Source organism: Halorubrum trapanicum (assembly GCF_002355655.1).
Classification (GTDB): Archaea; Halobacteriota; Halobacteria; order Halobacteriales; family Haloferacaceae; genus Halorubrum; species Halorubrum trapanicum_A.
In genome coordinates this window covers 1,035,094-1,056,183 of record NZ_AP017569.1, presented here as the reverse complement: position 1 = coordinate 1,056,183, position 21,090 = coordinate 1,035,094, and the positions used below count along the sequence as shown (strand labels likewise).

21 protein-coding genes are annotated in these 21,090 nt (G+C 72.6%); 9 read left to right on the top strand and 12 right to left on the bottom strand.

Going from position 1 to position 21,090, the window contains the following annotated elements; translation table 11 throughout:
- The 4 genes from CPZ01_RS05165 to CPZ01_RS05155 all read left to right on the top strand — a co-directional run bounded on the left by CPZ01_RS05165 (nt 1) and on the right by CPZ01_RS05155 (nt 3,456).
- Nucleotides 1-1,245, top strand: coding sequence for an ABC transporter substrate-binding protein (locus CPZ01_RS05165; protein ID WP_096393744.1), 1,245 nt, complete (start codon nt 1-3; stop codon nt 1,243-1,245).
- Entirely contained in the window at nt 1,246-1,422 is a 177-nt protein-coding gene (locus tag CPZ01_RS15360; protein WP_172863931.1) for a hypothetical protein, read from the top strand.
- Nucleotides 1,423-1,570: 148 nt separating this feature from the next.
- Entirely contained in the window at nt 1,571-2,347 is a 777-nt protein-coding gene (locus CPZ01_RS05160) for an FAD-dependent oxidoreductase (RefSeq protein WP_096393743.1), read from the top strand.
- A 26-nt stretch (nt 2,348-2,373) separates the two neighbouring features.
- Nucleotides 2,374-3,456 carry a DUF7551 domain-containing protein gene (locus tag CPZ01_RS05155; RefSeq protein WP_096393742.1) on the top strand — a complete coding sequence of 361 codons (1,083 nt, stop codon included), beginning with the start codon at nt 2,374-2,376 and terminating at the stop codon, nt 3,454-3,456.
- Nucleotides 3,457-3,554: 98 nt separating this feature from the next.
- On the opposite strand, the gene CPZ01_RS05150 is transcribed toward CPZ01_RS05155, so the two are convergent.
- Nucleotides 3,555-4,616, bottom strand: a complete 1,062-nt coding sequence (locus CPZ01_RS05150) for a TrmB family transcriptional regulator (protein WP_096393741.1) — start codon at nt 4,614-4,616, stop codon at nt 3,555-3,557.
- Between the two features lie 104 nt (nt 4,617-4,720).
- Nucleotides 4,721-7,066 carry an alpha-amylase family glycosyl hydrolase gene (locus CPZ01_RS05145; RefSeq protein ID WP_096393740.1) on the bottom strand — a complete coding sequence of 782 codons (2,346 nt, stop codon included), beginning with the start codon at nt 7,064-7,066 and terminating at the stop codon, nt 4,721-4,723.
- Between the two features lie 104 nt (nt 7,067-7,170).
- On the opposite strand from CPZ01_RS05145, the gene CPZ01_RS05140 reads away from it, so the two are divergent.
- Nucleotides 7,171-9,267 carry a glycoside hydrolase family 15 protein gene (locus CPZ01_RS05140; RefSeq protein WP_096393739.1) on the top strand — a complete coding sequence of 699 codons (2,097 nt, stop codon included), beginning with the start codon at nt 7,171-7,173 and terminating at the stop codon, nt 9,265-9,267.
- Between the two features lie 470 nt (nt 9,268-9,737).
- Here CPZ01_RS05140 and CPZ01_RS05135 read toward each other — a convergent pair whose 3' ends face one another.
- The 4 genes from CPZ01_RS05135 to CPZ01_RS05120 form a co-directional block, all read right to left on the bottom strand.
- Nucleotides 9,738-9,923, bottom strand: a complete 186-nt coding sequence (locus tag CPZ01_RS05135) for a DUF7511 domain-containing protein (protein ID WP_096393738.1) — start codon at nt 9,921-9,923, stop codon at nt 9,738-9,740.
- 148 nt (nt 9,924-10,071) lie between these two features.
- On the bottom strand, nt 10,072-10,890 hold the full coding sequence (gene hisF / locus CPZ01_RS05130; RefSeq protein WP_096393737.1) for an imidazole glycerol phosphate synthase subunit HisF: 819 nt from the start codon (nt 10,888-10,890) through the stop codon (nt 10,072-10,074).
- Between the two features lie 61 nt (nt 10,891-10,951).
- Entirely contained in the window at nt 10,952-11,968 is a 1,017-nt protein-coding gene (locus tag CPZ01_RS05125; protein WP_096393736.1) for a glycosyltransferase family 2 protein, read from the bottom strand.
- Nucleotides 11,969-12,074: 106 nt separating this feature from the next.
- Complete coding sequence (locus tag CPZ01_RS05120) at nt 12,075-12,347, bottom strand: helix-turn-helix domain-containing protein (RefSeq protein ID WP_017342472.1); 273 nt, start codon at nt 12,345-12,347, stop codon at nt 12,075-12,077.
- Nucleotides 12,348-12,498: 151 nt separating this feature from the next.
- Between CPZ01_RS05120 and CPZ01_RS05115 the strand changes: the two genes are divergently transcribed.
- Together CPZ01_RS05115 and CPZ01_RS05110 are read left to right on the top strand one after the other, a co-directional pair.
- Nucleotides 12,499-12,891, top strand: coding sequence for a PPOX class F420-dependent oxidoreductase (locus tag CPZ01_RS05115; RefSeq protein WP_096393735.1), 393 nt, complete (start codon nt 12,499-12,501; stop codon nt 12,889-12,891).
- Between the two features lie 133 nt (nt 12,892-13,024).
- Complete coding sequence (locus CPZ01_RS05110) at nt 13,025-13,744, top strand: class I SAM-dependent methyltransferase (RefSeq protein ID WP_096393734.1); 720 nt, start codon at nt 13,025-13,027, stop codon at nt 13,742-13,744.
- Between the two features lie 57 nt (nt 13,745-13,801).
- Here the strand turns inward: CPZ01_RS05110 and CPZ01_RS05105 are convergent, their stop codons facing one another.
- Nucleotides 13,802-14,212, bottom strand: coding sequence for a TRAM domain-containing protein (locus CPZ01_RS05105; RefSeq protein ID WP_096393733.1), 411 nt, complete (start codon nt 14,210-14,212; stop codon nt 13,802-13,804).
- A 249-nt stretch (nt 14,213-14,461) separates the two neighbouring features.
- On the opposite strand from CPZ01_RS05105, the gene CPZ01_RS05100 reads away from it, so the two are divergent.
- Nucleotides 14,462-15,367 carry a dihydrodipicolinate synthase family protein gene (locus tag CPZ01_RS05100; RefSeq protein WP_096393732.1) on the top strand — a complete coding sequence of 302 codons (906 nt, stop codon included), beginning with the start codon at nt 14,462-14,464 and terminating at the stop codon, nt 15,365-15,367.
- A gap of 24 nt (nt 15,368-15,391) precedes the next feature.
- On the opposite strand, the gene CPZ01_RS05095 is transcribed toward CPZ01_RS05100, so the two are convergent.
- On the bottom strand, nt 15,392-16,195 hold the full coding sequence (locus CPZ01_RS05095; RefSeq protein WP_096393731.1) for a YkgJ family cysteine cluster protein: 804 nt from the start codon (nt 16,193-16,195) through the stop codon (nt 15,392-15,394).
- Between the two features lie 119 nt (nt 16,196-16,314).
- On the opposite strand from CPZ01_RS05095, the gene CPZ01_RS05090 reads away from it, so the two are divergent.
- Nucleotides 16,315-16,761, top strand: coding sequence for a DUF5788 family protein (locus tag CPZ01_RS05090; RefSeq protein WP_096393730.1), 447 nt, complete (start codon nt 16,315-16,317; stop codon nt 16,759-16,761).
- A gap of 37 nt (nt 16,762-16,798) precedes the next feature.
- On the opposite strand, the gene CPZ01_RS05085 is transcribed toward CPZ01_RS05090, so the two are convergent.
- The 4 genes from CPZ01_RS05085 to CPZ01_RS05070 form a co-directional block, all read right to left on the bottom strand.
- Nucleotides 16,799-17,269, bottom strand: a complete 471-nt coding sequence (locus tag CPZ01_RS05085) for a Rieske (2Fe-2S) protein (protein WP_096393729.1) — start codon at nt 17,267-17,269, stop codon at nt 16,799-16,801.
- 515 nt (nt 17,270-17,784) lie between these two features.
- Complete coding sequence (locus CPZ01_RS05080; protein ID WP_096393728.1) at nt 17,785-18,693, bottom strand: aminotransferase class IV; 909 nt, start codon at nt 18,691-18,693, stop codon at nt 17,785-17,787.
- Nucleotides 18,686-19,327, bottom strand: coding sequence for an anthranilate synthase component II (locus tag CPZ01_RS05075; protein WP_096393727.1), 642 nt, complete (start codon nt 19,325-19,327; stop codon nt 18,686-18,688). The genes CPZ01_RS05080 and CPZ01_RS05075 overlap by 8 nt, the downstream gene beginning before the upstream one ends.
- A complete protein-coding gene (locus CPZ01_RS05070) occupies nt 19,324-21,057 on the bottom strand; it encodes an anthranilate synthase component I family protein (protein ID WP_096393726.1) in 1,734 nt (577 codons plus the stop codon). The genes CPZ01_RS05075 and CPZ01_RS05070 overlap by 4 nt, the downstream gene beginning before the upstream one ends.
- Between the last annotated feature and the right edge of the window lie 33 nt (nt 21,058-21,090).

Below are 21,090 nucleotides of genomic sequence, written 5' to 3'. Positions count from 1 at the left end.
ATGCTCAACGAGGACGCGGTACCCGAGGAATCGACCCGCAGAGCGTTCGCGAAGTACGGCGGTACGGTCGCTCTCGGCGGCCTGCTCGCCGGGTGTACCGGCGGCGACGCCGAGTCGGACCCGGCCGGTTCCGGCGGGAACGAGACCGACTTGACCGGCGGCGAGGCGGACAGCTCGGACGCCTCCGCGACGGACGATACCGACGACGGGAGCTACACGGCGTCCATCTCGCCCACCGGCGAGGTGACGTTCGAGTCGCCGCCGGAGACCGTGTTCACCCGGCTCACGCACCACGCGGGCATGGCGTTCGCGCTGGGGCGGAGCGACGGGCTCACCGCGATGCACGCGCCGGACTACTACGACGGCCTCTGGAACCAGTTCGTCGAGCGGCTCCCCGGCGTTTCGCTCGACTGGTCGGGGCTCTACTCCTCGTGGCAGCCCGACAAGGAGAAGCTGTACGCGCTCGACAGCGACGTCCACCTCGCGGACCCGGCGTGGATCACCCGGCAGGACGCCTGGGACCGCGAGGACATCGACGAGATCGCCGAGCGCGTCTCGCCGTGGTTCGGCAACTCGCTCTCGGACCGCCACCAGGAGCCGACCGGCGAGTGGGCCGACGGCTACCAGTACTACGGCCTCTGGGAGCAGTTCGAGATCGTCGCCGACGCGTTCCGGGAGCGCGAGCGCTACGAGGCGCTCGCGGGCGTCCGCGAGGACCTCCTCGCGACGATCGACGAGCGGCTCCCGCCGGAGTCTGAGCGCCCGACGGCGATCATGATCGCCGCCGCCGACATCGAGCAGATCTACGCGTACACGCTGAGCAATCCCGGCTTCCTCACGTCGCACACGCGCCCGCTCGGGCCCCGCGACGCCTTCGAGGGGAGCGTCGAGTCCGGTACCGTCGTCGACTTCGAGACGATACTGGAGGCCGACCCCGACGTCATCCTCTACCTCGGCGGCTTCGAGCCCGGGACCGCCATGGCCGGGCGGCGGGCCGCCTTCGAGGACGACCCGGTCGGCGCGGAGGTCACGGCGGTGAAAAACGGCCGGATCCACCCGCAGGGCGCCCGGTACCAGGGGCCGATCCTCAACCTCTTCCAGCTGGAGATGACCGCGAAGCAGCTGTACCCCGAGGTGTTCGGCGAGTGGCCGCGCTACGAGGAGGGGCTGTACCCGGAGATCCCGGCGGAAGAGCGGCTGTTCGACCGGCAGCGGGTCGCGGACGCGATCAACGGGGACCTGTAGATGCGCGCCCGCGAGTGGACCGTCGCGGCGACCTACGGCGATCCGGCCGACTACGACGTGCCCGCGCTGCCGGCGTGGCGCGTCGAGCGCGGCGAGGCCGGCGGGATCGCGTTCGCGGCGACCGACCGGGAGGAGTCGTTCATCTCGGCCGAGCGGCCGGTTCGGGTGCGTCGGTGACCGGCGCCTCCTCGACCGGCCGGCCGCCGGGACCGAGCGCGACGCGCGACCGAAGCCCCTACGTCGGCGCGCCCCTGCCGGCGGGTATGAACGCGACCGAGACGCGGGCGACCGACCGCCCCCCACGGAACCGACGGGTGTCCGGCCGATGACCGGCGAACCGACCGCATCGCGCGACGTCGTCGTCGTCGGTGGCGGGGTCGCTGGCCTCTCGGCGGCCGTCTACACCGCGCGGCAGGGCCTCGACACCCTCGTCGTCGACCCGGGCGGTTCGATTCTCCGGCGGAACGCCCGCCTGGAGAACTTCCCCGGCTTCCCGCTCGGCGTCGACGCGCGTCGACTACTTGACCTGCTCGGCGAGCAGGCGGAGACCGCCGGCGCGGACCGCCTCGACGCGCGCGTCGCCCGGGTCTCGCCCGTCGACGGCGACCCTGATCCCGCCGCCGACGCAGCCGACGGCGCTCGATTCGTCGTCGCGACCGACGACGGCGACCGGACCCGGGCGCGGCACGTCGTCGCCGCGACGAAGAACGAGGTCGGCTACCTGGCGGATCTCGACGGCGTCGCGATCGTCGACCGCGGGAAGGAGTACGTCGACGCGGACGAGCGCGGCCGGACCGGTGTCGCCGGGCTGTACGCCGCGGGACGACTCGCCCGGAAACCACATCAGGCAGCGGTGTGCGCCGGCCACGGCGCCGAGGTCGCCGTGACGCTGCTGGAGGAGTCCGACGAGCCGTTCTACCACGACTGGGTCGCGCCCGAGGGGTACTTCACCGACCGCGACCGCGACGTGCCGCCGGGATGCGAGGAGATCGACGCAGACGAGCGCCGCGAGCGGGAGGCGGCCGCGCTCGACGCGACCCGCGAGCGGTTCGCCGAGCCGCACCCGGACCCGCAGGAGACGCACCCGAGCCTGGAGGACTGAACGCACGCGACCGGACCCACTCGACCGTGATCGGAACCACCCTACTCGACATCGCGGACCACATCGAATCGCTCGCGAGCGAGGACGGCGAGTTCTCGCTCGTCTGCGCGCGGTACGGCGACCGCCCGGTCCCCGCTGCGGGGCTACGGTTCGACAGCCGCGAGACCGCCCGCGCGGCGGCCCGGGCGACGGAGCAGTACCGCGACGCGCTCCGCCGGTACGACCCCGAACTCCCATTCTACGACGTGGTCGTCAGACAGGGGTTCGCGGAGCCGCCCTCGCGGCCGACGGGGCGGGACGACGGAGCGCGGACGTCCGCTCCCGACGACGCCCCGACGCCTGCCCCCGACGATCCCGCGACGTTCGCCCCCGACGACGGGGTGGCGCCGCCCGACGAGCTGACGGATCGGATCGTGGACGGCGCCGCCCACCGCCGGCCCGGCGGCGACGGCGGGCCGACGGACCGCCGACACGCGGACGGATCCGGGGGGCGCGGACGGGCCCGCGACCGCGTCGAGTTCTGTCACGCGACGGCCGCGGCGACGTTCGAGGCGCTCTCCGCCGGCGGCCACGACCGCGCCGAGTCGGCGGTCATGGACGCGTACTTCTCGCTCGCCGAGCGCGTCTCCGACCCCGACGACCTCTGCCTCTGTCTACTCGAAGCGATGGCGGCCGCTCTCGACCGACACCTCGGTCCGACGACGCAGGCGGCGGTGGTGGCCGACGCCGCCGAGCGCCTCCCCGACCCGCCGGAGCCGTCCGCCGGCGACCCGGTCGGCGCGGCGTTCGACCGCCTCGCGGCCGTCGGACTCGTCGAGGGCTACGAGCGCGTCGACGACGCGGGACCGGCCTCGAACGCCGGGGGCCCGGACGACGACGCGACGGTCCGGATCACCGGGTACGCGCTGTCGCCCGCCGACGGACGGGTCGCGACCCTCCCGGCCGCCCTAGAGGTGTGCCGTCGGGATTCGCGCGGGCGGATCGCCGGGATCGCCCTCCTCGCGGGTGCCGGCGACTCGGCAGATTCGGACTGGTGGGTCAGGGTCGACCCGGACGCTCCCTCCCTCGACGGCGGCCCGTCGACCGCGTCGGTCCCCTCGGGGAACTGACCGCCGCCGCGGCGACGCGCCGCCCGCCGCGCGATCCGGCTCGCCGCCCCGGATTCCGGCGCTCCGATTCACCGCGACTCGGCGCCCGCGTCGCCGCCTTATTCCGCGTCGGATTCGATCCGGACGAGGTCGGCCTCGACGTCCTCGACGAACGCGCCCTGGCCCCCGACGGTGACGTCGCCGTCGTCGGTCTCGACGACGAGCGAGTGCTCGACCGGGAACTCGTTGTTCGTCGGCTCGACCATCCCCTGTCGTGCCTCGACGACGCGGCCGACGACCTCGGCCGGCTCGTCGTCGTCGGTCCACCGGCCGCCGACGGTCACCCGCGGCTGGTCGCCGGCGCGGAGCCGCAGCGTCGCCTGGAGGACGGTGTGCCTGAAGTCGGTGTACTCGGCCGGGAGCGGCGCCGGATCGGCGACGGCGAGCTCGGTCGCGGCGGGCCAGTAGTTCCCGAGGAAGGAGCCGACGATCACCGGCGCGAGCTGCTCCTGCGCGAAGGCGATCGCCTGTCGGTCGGTCGTCGACCGGCGGAGCAGCTCGGGCGGGGAGACGACGCCGGCCGCGGAGTCGACGGTGAGCAGCGTCGGCATCGCCTCGCTCCACGTCCGGACGACGTTCGCGACGCCCGACAGCGCGGGGTCGTCCGCGTCGAGGTCCGCGGCCGCGTCGGAGACCACGAGCAGGACGAGCACGCCGCGGTCGACCGCGTCGGCGAGCGCCTCCTTCACCTCGGGGAGCTGCTTCGCGGTGATCGACAGCGCGACCTCGCTTTCGGCGTCAGCGAGCAGCGACCGGATCCGCTTGATCACGGTGGCCCGCGACTTGATCACCTCGAACTGCTCGGCCTGGCGCTCCACGCGGGAGTAGCGCTCCGCCAGCCCGGGCCGCATCGCGTCCACGTCGGACCGGAGCCGGTCTATCACCTCGTCGGGCGGGTTCGCGCGGATCGTCGTCGGCACGACGTGGTCGTTCACCTCGACGAAGCCGCGCTCCTCCAGCGACTCGCTCACGCTGTAGACGTACCGCTTCGAGACGCCCGCCGCGTCGGCGACGGTGCTCGCCTTCGCCTCGCCGTGTTCCAGCAGACTGAGATAGGTGTCGACCTCCTTGTCCGAGAGCCCGAAGCGACGGAGGAGGTCGGTCAGCGTCCGGTCGTCCATACGCACGCCTCTTCCGAGCGGCACTTATAAGGGTCGGTCCGGGGCGTCAGACCGCCGCCCCGGCGTCGGCGCTCTCGCGGGCGCCGTCCGCGGTTCGACGGCAGTCAGCGGAGGACCGCGACCGCGTCGACCTCGATTCTGGTCTCGCCGTCTTCCGCCTCATCGTCGCTCGCGTCGCTCGCTCCGAGTATCTCCTCGTCGCCCCCGAACAGGTCGGCCTCGACTCCGTCGGGCACGGCGACGGTCGCCGACGCCTCGGCGAAGTTGGCGACGACGAGGAGCGGGTCGCGATCGGCGTCGCCGCCGTCGGCCGCCCCGTCCGCCGGCGGCGTCCGCTCGTAGGCGAGCACGCGCTCGGCGTCCCCCTCGACGACGCGGGCGTCGGCCGCCCGGTCGTCAAACCTCACGGCTCCGTCGCGGAGGAGCGGTTCCGCCTCGCGCAGCGCGGCCAGCCGGCGGTGGAACTCGGTGAGGCCGTTGTCGCCGTCGTGCCACCGGATCGGGCCCCGGTACGTCTCGTTGCCGCGCTCCTGTCCCGCGTAGATCATCGGCGCGCCCGGCAGCGTGAACGTCACGGCCGCGGCCGCGCGGAGGGCCGCTCGGCCGTGCTCGGCGAGGTACCGGTCCTCGTCGTGGTTCTCGACGTAGCGCATCTGGGAAGCGGGGTCGTCGAAGCCGAGCCACTCGCCGCGCGCGAGGGCGGTCTCGACCGCGTCCGCCGGCGCCTCGCCCGCGCCGACCGCGCGGAGCGTCTCGTACAGCGAGGTGTCGTAGTGGCGGTGGAACTCGCCCTCGCCGTAGAACGGGTCGTGCGGGATCGTCTCGTCGAGGAGGAGGACGTCGTCCGGGACGCGGTCGGCGACCTCCTTCCAGAAGCCGTGCGGGACCCCCCACGCCACGTCGGCGCGGAACCCGTCGACGACGCCGGCCCACTCGTCGACGACGCCGAGCAGCCACTCGCGGACGGTCGGGCTGTCGTAGTTGAGGTTCGGGATCCGCCCCCACTCGAAGTAGTAGTCGGGCATGTCCCCCTCGCCGAGCTCGGCCCAGTCGATCCCGGTCACGTCGGCGGCCCCGTCGGTCCGCCGGTAGTGGTCGGCGTACGCGTCGACGCCGGCAGAGTGGAGCTGGAAGGCGGGGTGGTCGCGGGAGGTGTGGTTGATCACCAGATCGAATATCACGCGGATCCCGGCGTCGTGGCAGGCGTCGACCAAGGACTCGAACGCCTCGCGGGAGCCGAGGTCCGCGGCGGTGTCGTCGTAGTCGGTGACGTGGTAGCCGTGCTCGGTCGGCGACGCGAGGACGGGGGTGAGCCACAGCGCGTCGACGCCGAGGTGCTCCAGGTACTCGACCCGGCGCTCGATCTCCCGGAACGTCGTCGGCAGCGTGTCGCCCGCGAACGACCGCACGAACACCTCGTAGACCGTCGGCGACTCGGCCCACTCGGGCGTCGGGTTCGGGTCGGCGACCGCGACCGCGTCGTCGACGCCCCCCTCGGAGTTCGCGTCGGTTCCACCCGTCTCGATCCGCACCGTCTCCGCGGCGCCGTACCGCTCGCCGCGCGGGACCGCGTGGATCCGGACCGACTCGGGGAGGTCGTCGAGCGGGACCGTGAGCGTCCGGCCGTCCGCGCGCGACTCGACCGCCGCGACCGTCTCCGGGTCGGCGTCGCGGTCGTCGACGAGGAACGTCGCGTCGAGCGCGTCCGGGTCGCCGCCGCGCTCGACCTCGTCGACCGCCGGAGCGGGCTCGACCGCGGCGGTCAGTCGGAGCCGGTCGCTCCCTCCGTCGTCACCGGGCTCGTCGGCCTCGACGACTGTCGCGTCCAGCGAGAGGCGCGGTCGGCCGGGGCCGGGCACCTCGCACTCCCCGTGAACCGCCGCCGAGCGGTCGCCGTTCGGGACGAAGCCGTAGCCGTGTCGCCCCGGCGGGACGCGGACCGAGGCGACCCACTCGTCGCCGTCGCGCTCGGCGTGATCGAGCGCGAGCCGGTTCTCGTTGTGCGGCCACAGCAGGGAGACGCGGTCGACCTCGCCCTCCTCGACGGCGAGGTCGTCGGCCGAGACGCGGATCGCCGCCTCGCGCCGCTCGTCGGGGAAGACCCTGACGCGCTGGCGGTGGACGCCGTCGGGCGCGTCGAGCGCGAGGACGTAGGTCCCGGGGGCGTCGGGCGCGAGGTGGACGACCGGGTCGTCGCCGCGGCCCGTCTCGCCCGCGCGCAGCACCGCCGACGAGGCGTCCGCGGTCGATGGCTCCTCGTCCTCGACCGCGGTCGCCGAACTCGGCGGGCCCGTCGCGTCCGGGTCCGGACCGTCTCCGGGGGAGAGGTCGCTGTCGGCGGGCGCGTCGCGGACGGTCCAGCGGTAGGTCCCGTCGGGGTCGGGGGATCGCGGCGCCAGCTCGACGGGCTCGCCGACGCTCGTCGTTCGCGGGGGGCCGGGTTCGTGCACGCTCCGCCTCTCGTCGCGCCGCGGTTTGAGGGTTTCCGTTCGCTAAACGAATGAACAATAATTACACCAAAGCTTCATACCGGCCGGCGGCGTGTGTTCGCGTAATGCAGCTCCGCGACGCGCTCGACGACTACAAGCGTCACGCCGGCGACGGGACGCGCTTCCCCGGCGAGCGGCGCACCGTCTCCGGCCGGTTTTCGGGCGGCGACGGCCGGCTCGTCCACGTCGGCGACGACGGCGAACTCCGCGACTTCGGCTACCCGCTCACCGGCCGGACGGGGCTCGTCCGGTCCCGGATCGGCCTCGCCGTCGGCGACGAGGTGGCGTGGCTCGACGAGGCCGAGACGACCCAGCGGTACGTCGGCGACACCGCGCTGGTCGAGACGGTCCACGAGACGCCGCGCGCGACCGTGACCCGCCACGACGTCACGCTCGGCGACGCGCATCTCACTCGGGCGTCGGTCGAGTTCGCGGACAACGACGTCGACCCCGCGGACGCCTCGCTCGTCGTCTACGCCCGCTTCGCGCCCGACGGCCGCGACGACCGCGTGGGACAGCTCCGGTTCGACGACGCCGTCGAGGTGTACCACGCCGACGAGCACGACTTCCTCGCGAGCGCGACCGGCTTCGCGGACCTACGCGGCCAGCTCCCGGCGACGTTTCCCGAACTGCTCGCCGACGACCCGACCGACCTCCCGCGCGACCGCGACGGCGACCGGTACGAGGAGGAGCGGCTCTCCGGCGAGGTGATCGCCGACGTCCCGTTCTCGGACGGCGTCGCGACGGTCGCCACGCTGCTGACGGACCGGACCGAGACCGACCGCGAGGCGGCCCGCGAGCGCCTCGACGCGCTCTTCGCCGACCTCGACACCGTCGACGCGCTCGCGGACGCGGCCGCCGACGCGCTCCCCTCGGTGCCCGAGTCGACGCCCGCCTGCGACTCCGTGGTCGCCGACCTGCGCGTCCTCTCGCTGCTCTCCGCCCCCAGCGGGCTCCGGATCGCGGGCCCGGACTTCGACCCCTACTACGAGCACTCCGGCGGCTACGGCTACACGTGGTTCCGCGACGACGCGGAGATATCCGGGTTCCTCCTCGGCGCCGCCGACGCGCTCGGCCTCGACCTCGACGACTGGCACGCCCGCTCCGCGCGGATGTACGTCGCCACGCAGCGCCCCGACGGCTCGTGGCCCCACCGGGTGTGGCCCCGCGACGGCGCGCTCGCGCCCGGGTGGGCGAACGCCCGCATCGAGGACGGGCCGGACGTCGACTACCAGGCCGATCAGACCGGTAGCGTCGTCGCGTACCTGGCGCGGGCCCGGGCGGCCGGCGTCGACACTGAGGGGCTCGACCGCACGCTGGTCGCCGCGCTCGCGGGGCTCGACCGGACGCTCGAACCGGACGGCCGCCCGGTCGTCTGTCAGAACGCGTGGGAGGACTCGGCAGGGCGGTTCACGCACACCGCCGCGACGTTCTTGGAGGCGTACAGCGAGCTCGGCCGACACGGCGAGGGTCTCTCCGCCGACGCGCTCGACGACCCCGACGCCGTGCCGGGCGCCGACTCGCTGCCCGAGGACCTCGCCGCGCACGCCCGCGACCGGGCCCGCGAGGTGTACGACGCGCTCGACGACCTCTGGGTGCCCGAACGCGGCTGCTACGCGGTCTGCGAGACGCTCGACGGCGGGATCGACGACCGGCTCGACTCCGCCACGCTGGCGCTCGCGGCCGCGCACCGCTCGTTCGACGCGGTCGGCGCGGTCGACGACGAGCGCCTCGACCGGCTGGTCTCGCACGTGGAGACGGTCGTCGACGGGCTCCACCACGAGACCGACGAGGTCACCGGGTTGATCCGCTACGAGGGCGACGGCTGGCGACGGGCGGACCAGCTCTCCGAGAAGGTGTGGACCGTCTCGACCGCGTGGGGGGCGAACGCCTGCGCGGAGCTCGCGGCACTGCTCGCGGCGCACGACGACCCGCGCGCCGCCGAGATGACGGCCCGGGCCCGCGACCTGCTCGCGCACGTCTCGCCGGGCGGTACGCTCTGCGAGCCGACGACGTACCTCCCCGAGCAGTTCTTCGACGACGGGACGCCCGACAGCGCGACCCCGCTCGGCTGGCCGCACGCGATCCGGCTGGCGACGGTCGCGCTGCTCGACGACGAACTGCCGCAGTTCGCCGACCGCGCCGCCGCGGACGACGACTGATCGGACTGCGACGCTATTTATAAACGACCACGCTGCGGTCGGCGCGTGCCGACGAGCGCCCGCAGGGCGCGAGTCGCACGCGCGAGGGACGCGGTGAGCGACGGGCGACCGGAGGGAGCCCGAGCGAACCGCGAGGCTGGGGAGGCGTGAGGTGCGTTGCTGAGCGGGGCGGGACTCAAAGGGGCAGTCGCGAGGCGGGCTCAGGCGACGCAAGCACCGAAACGAGTGATCGGAGCGAACGAGTGAGGAGCGTGGTTCGCCTGTGCCCGCCTCGCGGCTGGGGCTTTGGAGGTGTTCACCGTCGATCCGCAGTCAGCGATTTATAAGCAATCGGCTGGGGCTTTGGCGGTGTTCGCCGTCGATCCGCCAGCGACTATTTATAAGCGAGCGGCCGGGGCTTTGGAGGCGTTCACCGTTGCGTCGCTGGTAGCGCTTTATAAATGAGCGTCAAAAACGCAGTAAAACCGCTCCTATCGCCACTCGTCGCGGGGGACGCAGTCGGACTCGCGGACCGTGATCCACCGGGTGGTCCGCTCGTCCGGGTCGACGTCCCGCTCGAAGAACGTCACCTCGCCGCCGTCACCGTCGTCGGTCCGTTTACAGACGAGCTCCGGCGAGCCGTCGCGAACACGCGTGGGTGACGTGGACGTGGACATACGTCACAGTTCGCGCTCCGTCGGATAATAACTGTTGGTTTCGAACGCGGAAAAATACACACTACTGAAGTAGTTAACGTCTGTTCGGAACGCCGCGTTCAGGGCGACATCGGAACGCCGCGCTCAGCGTCACACCGAGACGCCGCGCTCAGCGGCGCACCGGCACGCCGCGCTCGTCGAGGTACGCCTTCGTCTCTTCGATGGAGTAGTCGCCGAAGTGGAAGATGGAGGCCGCGAGCCCGGCGTCGGCGTTCGCCTCGGTGAACACCTCGTACATGTCCTCCGGGCTCCCGCAACCGGAAGAGGCGATGAGGGGAGTCGAGACGGCCTCGCCCACCGCCTTCATCAGCGGGACGTCGTAGCCGTCCCTCGTCCCGTCCTTGTCGATGGAGTTGACGAACAGCTCGCCCGCGCCGCGCTCCTCGGCCTCCGTCGCCCACGAGACGGCGTCGATGCCGGTGCCCTCGCGGCCGCCCTTCTTCGTGCACTCGAACCACACCGTCTCGCCGTCCTCGTCCTCGTAGAAGTGTTCGCCCTCGTCGTCGTACCGGCGGCGCGCGTCGACCGAGATGACGATGCACTGGCTGCCGAACGCGGCCGCGCCCTCTTCGATGAGTTTCGGGCGCTCCAGGGCGCCGGTCGTGATGGACACCTTGTCCGCGCCGGCCCGGAGCGTCTCCTTGATGTCGGCCTTCGTGCGGATGCCGCCGCCGACCGTCAGCGGGATGAAACACTCGTCGGCGACCCGGTTGACCACGTCGAGCATCGTCTCGCGGCCGTCGGCGCTGGCGGTGATGTCGAGGAAGACGAACTCGTCGGCGCCCGCCTCGTTGTACTTCTTCGCCAGCTCGACGGGGTCGCCCGTGTACTCCAAGTTCTCGAAGTTGACGCCGGTGTACACCGCGGCGTCACCGTCGTCGTCGAGGTCGACGTCGATACAGGGGATGATGCGCTTCGTGAGTCCCATTCGTTGGCGGAGCGTAGGCCGCGGCTCCGGTTAAAAGGCCCGGGGCTCACTCGGCGAGGTCCTACTCGGCGTCGTCGACCGCAGCACCCTCGTCTTCGGCCCCGACGCGCTCGCCGCCCGTCTCGGCCCGCCGGTCGTACTTCGCGACGGCGCGGTCCGCGCGCGTCGAGACCCCGTTCGGGTTCCGCGCGGGGCTCCGGTCGCGACGCCGCGCGACGAGCCCGTCGGAGGTGCCGCCGGTGAGCCCGACCAGCACGTCGCGGCCCGTCGCGGCCCAGCGCGAGGGGGTCGACTCGCCGCGGACCACGTCCCTCGCGGCGCCGAGCGCGTCGCCGACCGCGTGCGATCCCGTTCGGAGGAGGACGGTCGGCCGCACGCCGTAGTTCTTCAGCAGGCGGTAGGCGAGCCCGCGGTACTTCCAGCCCCACTCGTGGGCGCTGCGCCCGCCGTCCGCGGCGGTCGGGGTCGGGAGCTCCTTCCGCGCGGCCATCGCCGGCCGCCACGCCACCTCGCGGTCCATCCGCGCGAGCCGGTGGGCCGCGTCGCGCGCGCCGCCGACCCGGAGGTACTCGTCGAAGCCGTCGAGGTCCCGGAGGGCGTCCCGCCGGAACGCGACGTTCCCGCTCTCGAAGTAGGTGACGTCCCGGCCGGCGATCCGGTTGCGCTCCGGCTCGCTCGGGTCGTCGCCCGGCGCGTCGTCCGGGCGGTCAGCTCCCGCGTCCGCCCCGCTCGGCGGGACGGGCGTTACCGGTCCCGAGACCACGGGGGCCGCGTCGAGCCCCTCGGTGACCGCGTTCCGCCACCCCGGCTCGATCCGGTTGTCGTAGTCCACCAGCGCGACCGCGTCGCCCGTCGCCACCTCGATGCCGGCGTTGCGGGCGACGTTGACGGTGCGGTCGGAGATCTCGACCAGCACGTCGACGCCGTCGCGGTCGCGAACCATGCCGGTCGTGCCGTCGGCCGAGGGACCGTTCACGACGATCACCTCGGCGTCCGGCGCGTCGACCGCCAGCGCGTCGAGGCAGGCGGCCAAGCGGTCCCGACCGTTGAGCGTCGGGACGACGACCGAGAGGTCCATACGAGCCGCTATCGGGACGAGGAGGTAAAAAGGACTGCGTGTGCGTTCGGCCGGCTCGGGTCGGCTCCGAGTCGGCTGCGGTCAGCGGTCGCGGCGCGCGAACCGTTCAGGTCGTCAGGTAGTAGACCTGCTTGCGCGCGTCCTTGAAGCTGTACCGCGAGTCGACGAGGCCCTCCTCCTCGAGGCGGTTGAGCGCGTAGCGGACGGTGCGGTCGGGCAGCAGCGACTCCTCGGCGAGGCCGCCCTGCGAGAGGGGGGCGTCCCCCTCCAGTACCTTCGCGACGAGCTTGGCGCTCGGGGGCAGCTCGCGCAGGCGGTCGCGGTACTCGGACTCCGACAGGCGGTCTTGGTCAGCGGTCTCCGCGGGACTGGTACTCATGTCTCACACGAATCTCGTGGGTAGTGGTAAAGGTTGGCTACATATAGGGGAATCTGCCTGTGATAATATAATGTGTTAATATCACTTTTCGTCCGCCAATCATAGACGATCTATGAGGTAGGTTTTCCGACGCGGGGCCCTATCACGTCGCGTGATACCCGAGTCCCACGTCGACATCCTCGAAGCCGAGTCGTACGCGCACTTCGCGACCGTCGGACCTGACGGGCTCCCCCACGTCACCCCGGTGTGGGTCGACCACGAGGACCGCGAGTACGTCCTCGTGAACACCGCCCGCGGGCGACGCAAGGAGCGGAACGTCCGACACAACCCGAAGGTCGGCGTCAGCGTGCTCGACCCCGACGACCCGTACCGGTACGTCTCCGTCCGCGGCGAGGCGGAGCTGACCGAGGAGGGCGCGCGCGAGCACATCGACGAGCTCGCCCGCCGGTACTTCGGCGTCGACGAGTACCCGCACCACGACGAGGAGGAGGGCGCGCGCGTGATCGTCAAAATTCCGGCCGAGAACGTCGCCACGAGCGGGTAACCGCGGACCGCCGGGCCGTTCCCGGCCGCCCGAATCGGGACCGCCGCCGGGCCGTTCCCGGCCGCCCGCACCGGAGCCGTCGCCGGACCGCATCCAGTACGGTTTTGTCGGTCCGGCCTCCATCACGGACAACGTGAAGGGACAGGACTGGTACCAGGCCGACGAGGTCGCCGAGGAGTACGACGATGTCCGCTTCTCCGGCGGCGGACAGCTCATCGACCGCCGCGAGAAGGAGGCCGTCCTCGCCGCGCTCGGCCCGATCGACCCGGGCCACCGCGTGCTGGAGGTCGCCTGCGGCACCGGTCGGTTCACGACGATGCTCGCCGACCAGGGCGCGGATGTCGTCGGGCTCGACGTCTCCCGCGAGATGCTCGAACAGGCCCGCGAGAAGGTCGCCGCCGCCGGGCACGCCGACGCGGTCGAGTTCCTCCGCGGGGACGCCTCGCGGCTCCCGTTCCCCGACGACCACTTCGACACGGTCGTCGCGATGCGCTTCTTCCACCTGATGGAGGACCCGGTCCCGTTCGCGAAGGAGCTCCGCCGGGTCAGCCGCGATCAGGTGTTCTTCGACACGTTCAACGGCCGCAGCCTGCGGACGCTGTACACCTGGCTGCTCCCGATGGGCTCGCGGCTCTACTCGGAGCGGCAGGTCGCCGCCATGCTCGGCGAGGCGGGGCTCACGCTCGCGAACGAGGAGCACGACTTCGTGTTGCCGTACGGCTTCTACCGCGAGCTCCCGGGCGCCGTCGCGAAGCCGTTCCGGACGCTCGACGAACTCGTCGGCGACACGATTCCCGGCGACTACGTCGCCTCGGTGTCGTACTGGGACGCCCGGGTGACGGGCGAGGAGTGAGCGGCGCGACGGGTTCGACACGTCCTGTCCCGCCGCTGAAAGAACGATCGTAGCCGCTCAGCCCGCCTCTTCGACGACTTCGCCGACGGCGAAGTTGGACTTCACTTCGGTCACTTCGATCTTCACGCGCTCGCCGACCTCGGTGTCGGGGACGATGATCACGTACCCGCGCTCGACGCGGGCGATCCCGTCGCCCTGCTTGCCGAGGTCCTCGATCTCGACGTAGCGCATCTCACCCGGCTCGACCGGGGGCTGCGGTCCGTCGTCGTTCCGCGAGGGGGAGGCGTCGGCGCCGTCCGCCGACGCCGCGGTCCCGTCGCGGGCGACGAGCGCGACGCGGTACGTCTCGCCCGGTTCCAGCGATCCGGCGTCGATCTCTCGGTCGGGCACGTCGACGACGTACTCGCCGTCGTCGGTCTCGCGAACTTCCGCGCTGAACAGACAGAGGAGCTTCTCGGAGATTTCCATAGTAGACTCCACCGGAGACTGATCGCGAGCCAGTATAGTTGTACCGCCGACACAGTCAGGCGTCGCGCCGATCCGAGTCTCGGCCGGTTCCCGGAGCGCCGTCGCCTTCGGAGCGCCGTCGCCTTCGGAGCGCCGTCGCCTTCGGAGCGCCGTCGCCTTCGGAGCCCCGCCGCCTCCGGATCCCCACTACCCCCGGAACTCCTCGTCACGGGACGAAGGTCTTTGTCACGCCCGGCCGAATCAGGCCCCATGACAGCACCGGAGTTCCGACACGGCGCCGTTTCACCACCGATCGTCACCCCGTTCGACGCCGGCGGCGACGTCGACACCGACGCGCTCGCGGACCACGTCGACGCGCTCGTCGAGGCCGGGCTCGACGGGATCGTCCCCTGCGGGACCACGGGCGAGTTCGCCAGCCTCACCGACGAGGAGCGGTGGACCGTGGTCGAGACGGTCGTCGACGCGGCCGACGGGCGCGTGCCGGTGATCGCCGGCGCGGCGGACACCTCGGTCGCGGGGGTCCGCGAGCGCCTCGACGCCGTCGACGCGGCCGGCGCGGACGCGGCGCTGGTCACCCTCCCGTACTACCACAACTCGACGGCGCCGGCGGGACAGCGTGACTTCCTCGACGCGGTCGCCGACGACGCGCCGCTCCCGATCTACCTCTACGACATCCCCTCGACGGTCGGCGAGCCGATCGACCCCGACGTGCTCGCGGCCGTCGCCGAGCGCGACTCGATCGTCGGGCTGAAGGACACCAGCGGCGACGTCTCGGCGGTCGACACCGCCGTCGACCGGACCCCGGACGAGTTCACGGTCTTCCAGGGCGTCGACGCGCTGTTGTACCCGAGCGCGAGCCTCGGCGTCGACGGCGGGATCCACGCGCTCTCACAGGTGATCCCGGAGGTCTTCGTCGCGCTCGGCGAGGCGATCCGCGACGGCGACGACGAGCGCGCGCTGACCCTCCACCGCCGCGCGGTCAGGCCGCTGTTCGCCCGCTGCGGCGACCACGGCTTCGCGCCCGCGACGAAGGTCGCGGCCGCCCACCGCGGCTTCGTCCCGGATCCGGCCGTGCGCCCGCCGCTCACGCTCCCGGACGAGGCCGCCCGCGAGGACATTCGCGCCGACGTGGACGCGGCGCTGGACGTCGTCTGAGAGCGACGCGGATCCGGGCGGTCGCTACCCTTCGCGGACGGGGGTCCCGTCGGCCTCCTTCGGGCCCTCGGAGTCGAAGACGACGACGTCGCCGGCGGCCCGCTCTCGCGCGCCGGGGTCGTAGCCGTCGCGGACGCCGATCGCCTCCTCCAGCTCGCGCACCGCGCGCTCCTTCAGCGCGCCGGCCAACTCCTCGGCGTCGTCGCGGGAGATGTCGCGGCCGAGCCCCTCGCACTCGTGGGCGCGGACGACGCCCGCCTCGTCGACCGCCTCGCCCATCGGCTGGCTCGTCCCCTCTAAGGCGACGCTGAACGGGTAGGTCCGGCAGATCAGCGGGCGCGCGTCGTGGACCGTACAGGCACCCTGGCCGTCCGACTCCTCGTAGAAGGTGCAGTCGCCGCAGCCGTCGGTCGCGAGCGCCCACTCGAACGTCTCGCCGGACGGTCCTCCCTCTCCGTCCGCGTCGAGGCCGAACGGCATCGGCCGGGCCACGTCGCGCCAGTCGTACGCCTCGCCGAACTCCTCCTCGGCGGCGTCGGCGACGCGGCGGACCTCGTCCGGGAAGACGGTCGCGGTGTGGGGCTCGCGGTCGGCGTCGTCGCCGTCGTGGCAGCCGGACTCGCTCTCGGCGCCTCCCGCTCCGTCGTCCTCGGCCGCGTCCTCATCTTTCCCCGCTCCCTCCGGCGCGCCGCCCGGTTCGTCGGGCGCGTAGCCGGTACAGCAGCCGCCACAGCGCGTGCACTCGAAGCCGATGGACTCGATGGCGTTCGCCAGCTCCGCGACGTCGAGGTCGCGGGCCGCGGCGAGTTCGGCTTCGAGCGACTCCATGCGACCCGGTTGCGGCGCGACGCGGTTAACGTCGTCTCTTCGAGTGACGCCCGCTTCGTTCGGCCGGCGACGACCGGGGGGCGAAGGAGCGAAGTGCGCCCGTCCCCTACCGGCTCGGCGTGAAGGAGTTCGAGCGAAAACAGCTCTTGGAACGGGTCGAGCGGGAGTCCTCGACGATCGGCGTCGACATCCCCGAGTCGATCGAGATCCAGGGCGAGGCGATCGACCTGCGGTCGTTCGTCTTCGAGATCAAGCGCCGCGACACCGTTCCGCCCGGCGAGCGCGACCGCGTCGAGCGCGCGAAGCGGAACCTGCGGCGCGAGCGGATCGACCGGCTCGAACGCATCGAGGAGAACGAGGTGAGCTACGAGGAGGGCGAGCGGCTGGCGGCGTCGATCATCGGCATCGACCGCGCGCTGGAGGCGTTAGAGGGGCTCGACGCGCCCGACCCGGAGACGGAGGCGAAACGGCAGGAGGCCGCCGACCGGAAGCGCTGGATGAACTTCTTAAAGAAGGCGCTCGGCCGCGACGACGCGAGCGGGGGCGGCGGTCGCACGCGCTTCTGACCGGATGCGCTCGCGCGGGCACTCGCGCTCGCGGCGCTCAGTTCCCGGTGAAATCGATCCGCGACCCGCTGCCGTCGCCCTTTCCGTCGGAGGGGCCGAGCCGGACGAACTCGTAGGCGTCGTCGTCGAGGTACACCGCGTCGTCCGCGACCGCGACGTCGACCGATTCGAGGACGGCGCCCTCGCAGGGGCCGAAGTTGCAGTAGCCGCCGTCGGCCTCGAACGTCGCGCCGTGCGTCTGACAGAACACCTCGCCCTCCCGCACGAACGCGCCGTCGTCCTTGTCGAGGCGCACGTCCGTCCAGTGTTGGCAGTAGTTCCGGAACGCGCGCACCTCGCCGGCGGCGCGGGTGAGGATCGCCTCGACCTCGGGGCCCCCGTCCTCGCCCTCGCCGAGGTCGCCCTCCCCCTCGTCGACCGACTCGGGTCCGACCGGGCGTAGCGTCGCGAGCAGCGTGCTCTCCTCGGGAACCTCCTCGACGCCGGCCATCCGGCGAGCCTCGTCCATACGAGTCGGTGGCGTGGGCTCGATTTGAACGCTGTGGTCGGGCTCGGCACCTCGTCGGAGAGCGTCCGCGCGGCGCCCGCTCGCTTATAAATAGCTGACTGAAGATCAACGGTGATTATCGCCAAAGCCCCAGTCGCTCTCTTATAGGTAGTTGCTGGCGGATCGGCAAAGAACACCGCCAAAGCCCCAGCCGCGAGGGCTCGCGCGGCTTGCTGCGCGCCTCGCTCAGTCGCTCGCGTTGCTCGCTCATTCGCTGCGGTGCTTGCTACGCCGTGCTTCGCCCTCGCGACTGCCCCTCTGAGTCCCGCCCGACCGCGACCGCACAGCACCTCACACCTCCCCAGCCTCGTCGCTCCCTCCGCTTCGCTCCGGTCGCGACTCCCTCGCGCGTGCTGTCTCGCGCCCTTCGGGCGCTCGCAGGCACGCGCCACCGCACCGCACACCATTTTTAAATACGGTGTCGCGATCGACGACGATCGGGCAGGGCGACCCCGGTCAGCTGCGGTCGCCGACCGTCACAGCCGCTCGCCGTCGTAGTGTCGCTCCTCGATCCGCCGGTCGTAGAGGCGCGAGATGAGCGTCGTGAGCGGGCCGGCGGTCCCCTCCCCGTCGCCGTCGACCGCGATGCCGTCGACGGTCGCCACGGGCCGGACCTCCCACGTCGAGTTCGTGAGGAAGACCTCGTCGGCCTCGCGCACGGCGTCCGGCGCGTAGGTCCCCTCCTCGACCGGGATCCCCTCCGACTCCGCGATCTCGATCACCGTCGCTCTGGTGACTCCGGGGAGTATCGGGCCGTCGAGCGACGGGGTCTTGAGGGCCGTCCCGTCGACGAAAAAGAGGTTCGAGGTGGCGCCCTCCGCGACGTGGCCGTCCGGGTCGAGCATGAGCGCCTCGTCGGCGCCGGTCACCCGGAGCTCCAGCCGGGCGAGGATTCCGTTGAGGTAGTTGTGCGTCTTCGCCGCGGCCGGGACCGCGCGGTCCGCGGGCTTGCGCGTCTTCGTCGTCTGGAGCGCGGCCGGGCCGTCGTGGACCGGGTCGCTCCCGACGCCGCCGCGCGGGAGCGGCTTCGCGATGGCGACCACGGTCGGGTCGACCTCGGGTTTCGGGTCGAGCGTGCCGGGCTGAACGCCCCGGGTGATCGAGAGCTTGACGTACGCGTCCGCGAGGTCGTTCGCGGCGAGCGTCTCGTCGACCCGCCGTTTCAGCTCCGCGTCGCCGATCCCGTGGTCGAGCGCCAGCGTCTCGCAGGTGTCCCGGAGCCGGTCGGCGTGCGCGTCCCACCGGAAGAGGTCCCCGCCGTACGCGCGCATCGTCTCGAAGGCGGCGTCGCCGTAGGCGAACCCGCGGTCCTCCACCGAGACGGTCGCCTCCGGGGCGGGGACGAGTTCGCCGTCGACGTGGTACCGCAGCGGGTCGTCACTCATGCGTTTCGCACACCTCCACGAAGTTCCGGACCAGTCGCTTCCCGCGCGGCGTGAGGATGCTCTCCGGGTGGAACTGGACGCCGACGTGCGGCTTCTCGCGGTGGCGCACACCCATCACGACCCCGCGCTCCTCGTCGGTGCGCGCGGTCTCGACGAGCTCGTCCGGGAGGTCCTCGCGCTCGACGCACAGCGAGTGGTACCGGCCGACGCGCAGGCGGTCGGGGAGCCCCGCGAACACCCCCTCGCCGTCGTGGGTGATCGTCGAGGGCTTCCCGTGGACGACCTCCGGCGCGTGGCCGACGGGACTCCCGCGGCTCGCGCACAGCGCCTGATGGCCGAGGCAGACGCCGAACACGGGGCGGTCGAGCTCGAAGACCGCGGTCGAGATTCCGGCGTCGGCCGGGGTGCCCGGTCCGGGCGAGACGACGACGCCGTCCGGGTCGAGCGCGCGGATCCCCGCGAGGTCGACCGCGTCGTTGCGCCGCACCGTCACCGCCCCGGCGACCTCGCCGACGTACTGGACGAGGTTGTACGCGAACGAGTCGTAGTTGTCGACGACGAGGACCCGCGCGTCCGAGTCGCCCGCGCCCGGGCGCCAGCCGCGTTTCGTCGTCTCGGCCGCCGATTCGGTCATCGCTCCACCGCCTCCTCAGCGGGGTCGTCGCCGGCCGTCTCCGCCGCGGACTCGTCCCCGGCCTCGACCGCCATCCCGCCCGCGGCGAGCGCCTCGTCGACCGCGCTCACGAGCGCGCGCGCCTTCGCGAGCGTCTCCTCGTACTCGGCGTCCGGGTCGGAGTCGTGGACGATCCCGGCCCCGACGCGGAGGTGGTACTCGGCGGCGTGGCGGACGAGCGTCCGAATGACGATGTTCAGCGTCGCGCGCCCGTCGAACCCGGCCGCGAACATCGACCCGGTGTACGGCCCCCGTCGCGTCGGCTCCAGCTCGTCGATGATCTCCATCGTCCGCGGCTTCGGCGCGCCCGTGATGGTTCCGCCGGGGAAGCAGGCGGCGACCGCGTCCGCGAGGCCGACGTCCGGCCGCGCCTCGCCCTCGATCAGGCTCACGAGGTGCATCACCTCGCTGTACCGGTCGACGCGGCGGTACTCCGCGACGTCGACGGTGCCGAACCGCGACACCTTCCCGAGGTCGTTGCGCTCCAAGTCGACTAACATCGCGTGCTCGGCGCGCTCCTTCTCGTCGCCGGTCAGCTCGGCCTCCAGCCCGGCGTCGGCCGCCTCCGTGTCTCCCCGCGGCCGCGTCCCCGCGATGGGCTCCGTGACGAGGCGGGCGCCGCGGTCGGGGTCGGCGGTCGGCTCGCGCTCCAGGAGGAGCTCCGGGCTCGCGCTCACGAGGTCGACGCCGCTCGGCCGGTCGGCTTCGGTTTCGCCGGTCCCGGTCTCTCCGCTCCCGCCGAACTCGATCAGCCCGGAGTACGGCGCGGGGTTCACCGTCCGCAGGGCGTCGTACGCCTCGACCGGGTGGACCGCGGCCGGCGCGGTGAGCCGCTGGGAGACGTTCGCCTGGAACGTGTCGCCGTCGCGGACGTACCCCTTGACCCGCCGGACCGCGTCGGCGTACCCCTCGCGCCCCACGTCGCTCTCGAAGGTCGCGCTCTCGGCGGTCGGGTCGGGCGCGGCCTCGGCGCTCGGGTCGCCGGTCTCGATCCGGTCTATCAGGTCCGCGGCCCGCGTCCGCCCCTCGTCGAACAGCGCGTCGAGCGCGTCGCGGTCCTCGTCGGGGTCGTCGAGTCCCTCGGGTACGCGGGGGCAGGCTGTCACGTGGAGGATGACCTCCTCGCCGCTTTCGGCGCCGTCCGCTCCGGTCGGACACTCCCACGCCGCGATCCGGTCGAACAGCGCGGCCCGGAGCCGCGGGAGCCCCCGGTCGTCGACCGCGCCGGGCCCCTCGGGCGCCGCCGGCGGGAACTCCTCCAGTTCGCGGGCGACGTCGTAGGAGAGCCAGCCGAACGCGCCGCACGGGTACGGCACCTCGCAGTCGCCGCGCGCCAGCCGCTCGCCGTCGAGGACGCCCTCCAGCGCCGCCAGCGAAGGGGAGGGCCGCCGGTAGTCGCCGGTCGCCGGCGGGTCGTCGCGCTCGTCGGGGGAATCGCCCGCACCGCCCGCGACGACCGCCTCGCCGGCGACCGTCAGCTGCTCGACCGGGTCGACGCCGAAGTACCCCCACCCGGACTGGCCGCCGGTCGTCTCGTAGAAGACGCCGCCGGGGCCGTCGCGCGCCCGGCGGTACGCGTCGAAGGGGTCGTCGACGGCGACCCGGAGTTCGACCGGGACCCGCGCGCCGTCCGGCGCTGAGGCCGCGACCGCGCGGAACCGCTCCCGGTCGGTGTGTACCGTTCGCCTCATGGGACTCCGTTCGGCGGCGGCGACGAAACAGTT

Coding starts and splice junctions, on each gene's coding strand:
- CPZ01_RS05165 (WP_096393744.1), top strand. CDS start 1: ATGCTCAACGAGGACGCGGTACCCGAGGAATCGACCCGCAGAGCGTTC.
- CPZ01_RS15360 (WP_172863931.1), top strand. CDS start 1,246: ATGCGCGCCCGCGAGTGGACCGTCGCGGCGACCTACGGCGATCCGGCC.
- CPZ01_RS05160 (WP_096393743.1), top strand. CDS start 1,571: ATGACCGGCGAACCGACCGCATCGCGCGACGTCGTCGTCGTCGGTGGC.
- CPZ01_RS05150 (WP_096393741.1), bottom strand. CDS start 4,616: ATGGACGACCGGACGCTGACCGACCTCCTCCGTCGCTTCGGGCTCTCG.
- CPZ01_RS05140 (WP_096393739.1), top strand. CDS start 7,171: ATGCAGCTCCGCGACGCGCTCGACGACTACAAGCGTCACGCCGGCGAC.
- CPZ01_RS05135 (WP_096393738.1), bottom strand. CDS start 9,923: ATGTCCACGTCCACGTCACCCACGCGTGTTCGCGACGGCTCGCCGGAG.
- hisF (WP_096393737.1), bottom strand. CDS start 10,890: ATGGGACTCACGAAGCGCATCATCCCCTGTATCGACGTCGACCTCGAC.
- CPZ01_RS05125 (WP_096393736.1), bottom strand. CDS start 11,968: ATGGACCTCTCGGTCGTCGTCCCGACGCTCAACGGTCGGGACCGCTTG.
- CPZ01_RS05120 (WP_017342472.1), bottom strand. CDS start 12,347: ATGAGTACCAGTCCCGCGGAGACCGCTGACCAAGACCGCCTGTCGGAG.
- CPZ01_RS05105 (WP_096393733.1), bottom strand. CDS start 14,212: ATGGAAATCTCCGAGAAGCTCCTCTGTCTGTTCAGCGCGGAAGTTCGC.
- CPZ01_RS05100 (WP_096393732.1), top strand. CDS start 14,462: ATGACAGCACCGGAGTTCCGACACGGCGCCGTTTCACCACCGATCGTC.
- CPZ01_RS05095 (WP_096393731.1), bottom strand. CDS start 16,195: ATGGAGTCGCTCGAAGCCGAACTCGCCGCGGCCCGCGACCTCGACGTC.
- CPZ01_RS05085 (WP_096393729.1), bottom strand. CDS start 17,269: ATGGACGAGGCTCGCCGGATGGCCGGCGTCGAGGAGGTTCCCGAGGAG.
- CPZ01_RS05080 (WP_096393728.1), bottom strand. CDS start 18,693: ATGAGTGACGACCCGCTGCGGTACCACGTCGACGGCGAACTCGTCCCC.
- CPZ01_RS05075 (WP_096393727.1), bottom strand. CDS start 19,327: ATGACCGAATCGGCGGCCGAGACGACGAAACGCGGCTGGCGCCCGGGC.
- CPZ01_RS05070 (WP_096393726.1), bottom strand. CDS start 21,057: ATGAGGCGAACGGTACACACCGACCGGGAGCGGTTCCGCGCGGTCGCG.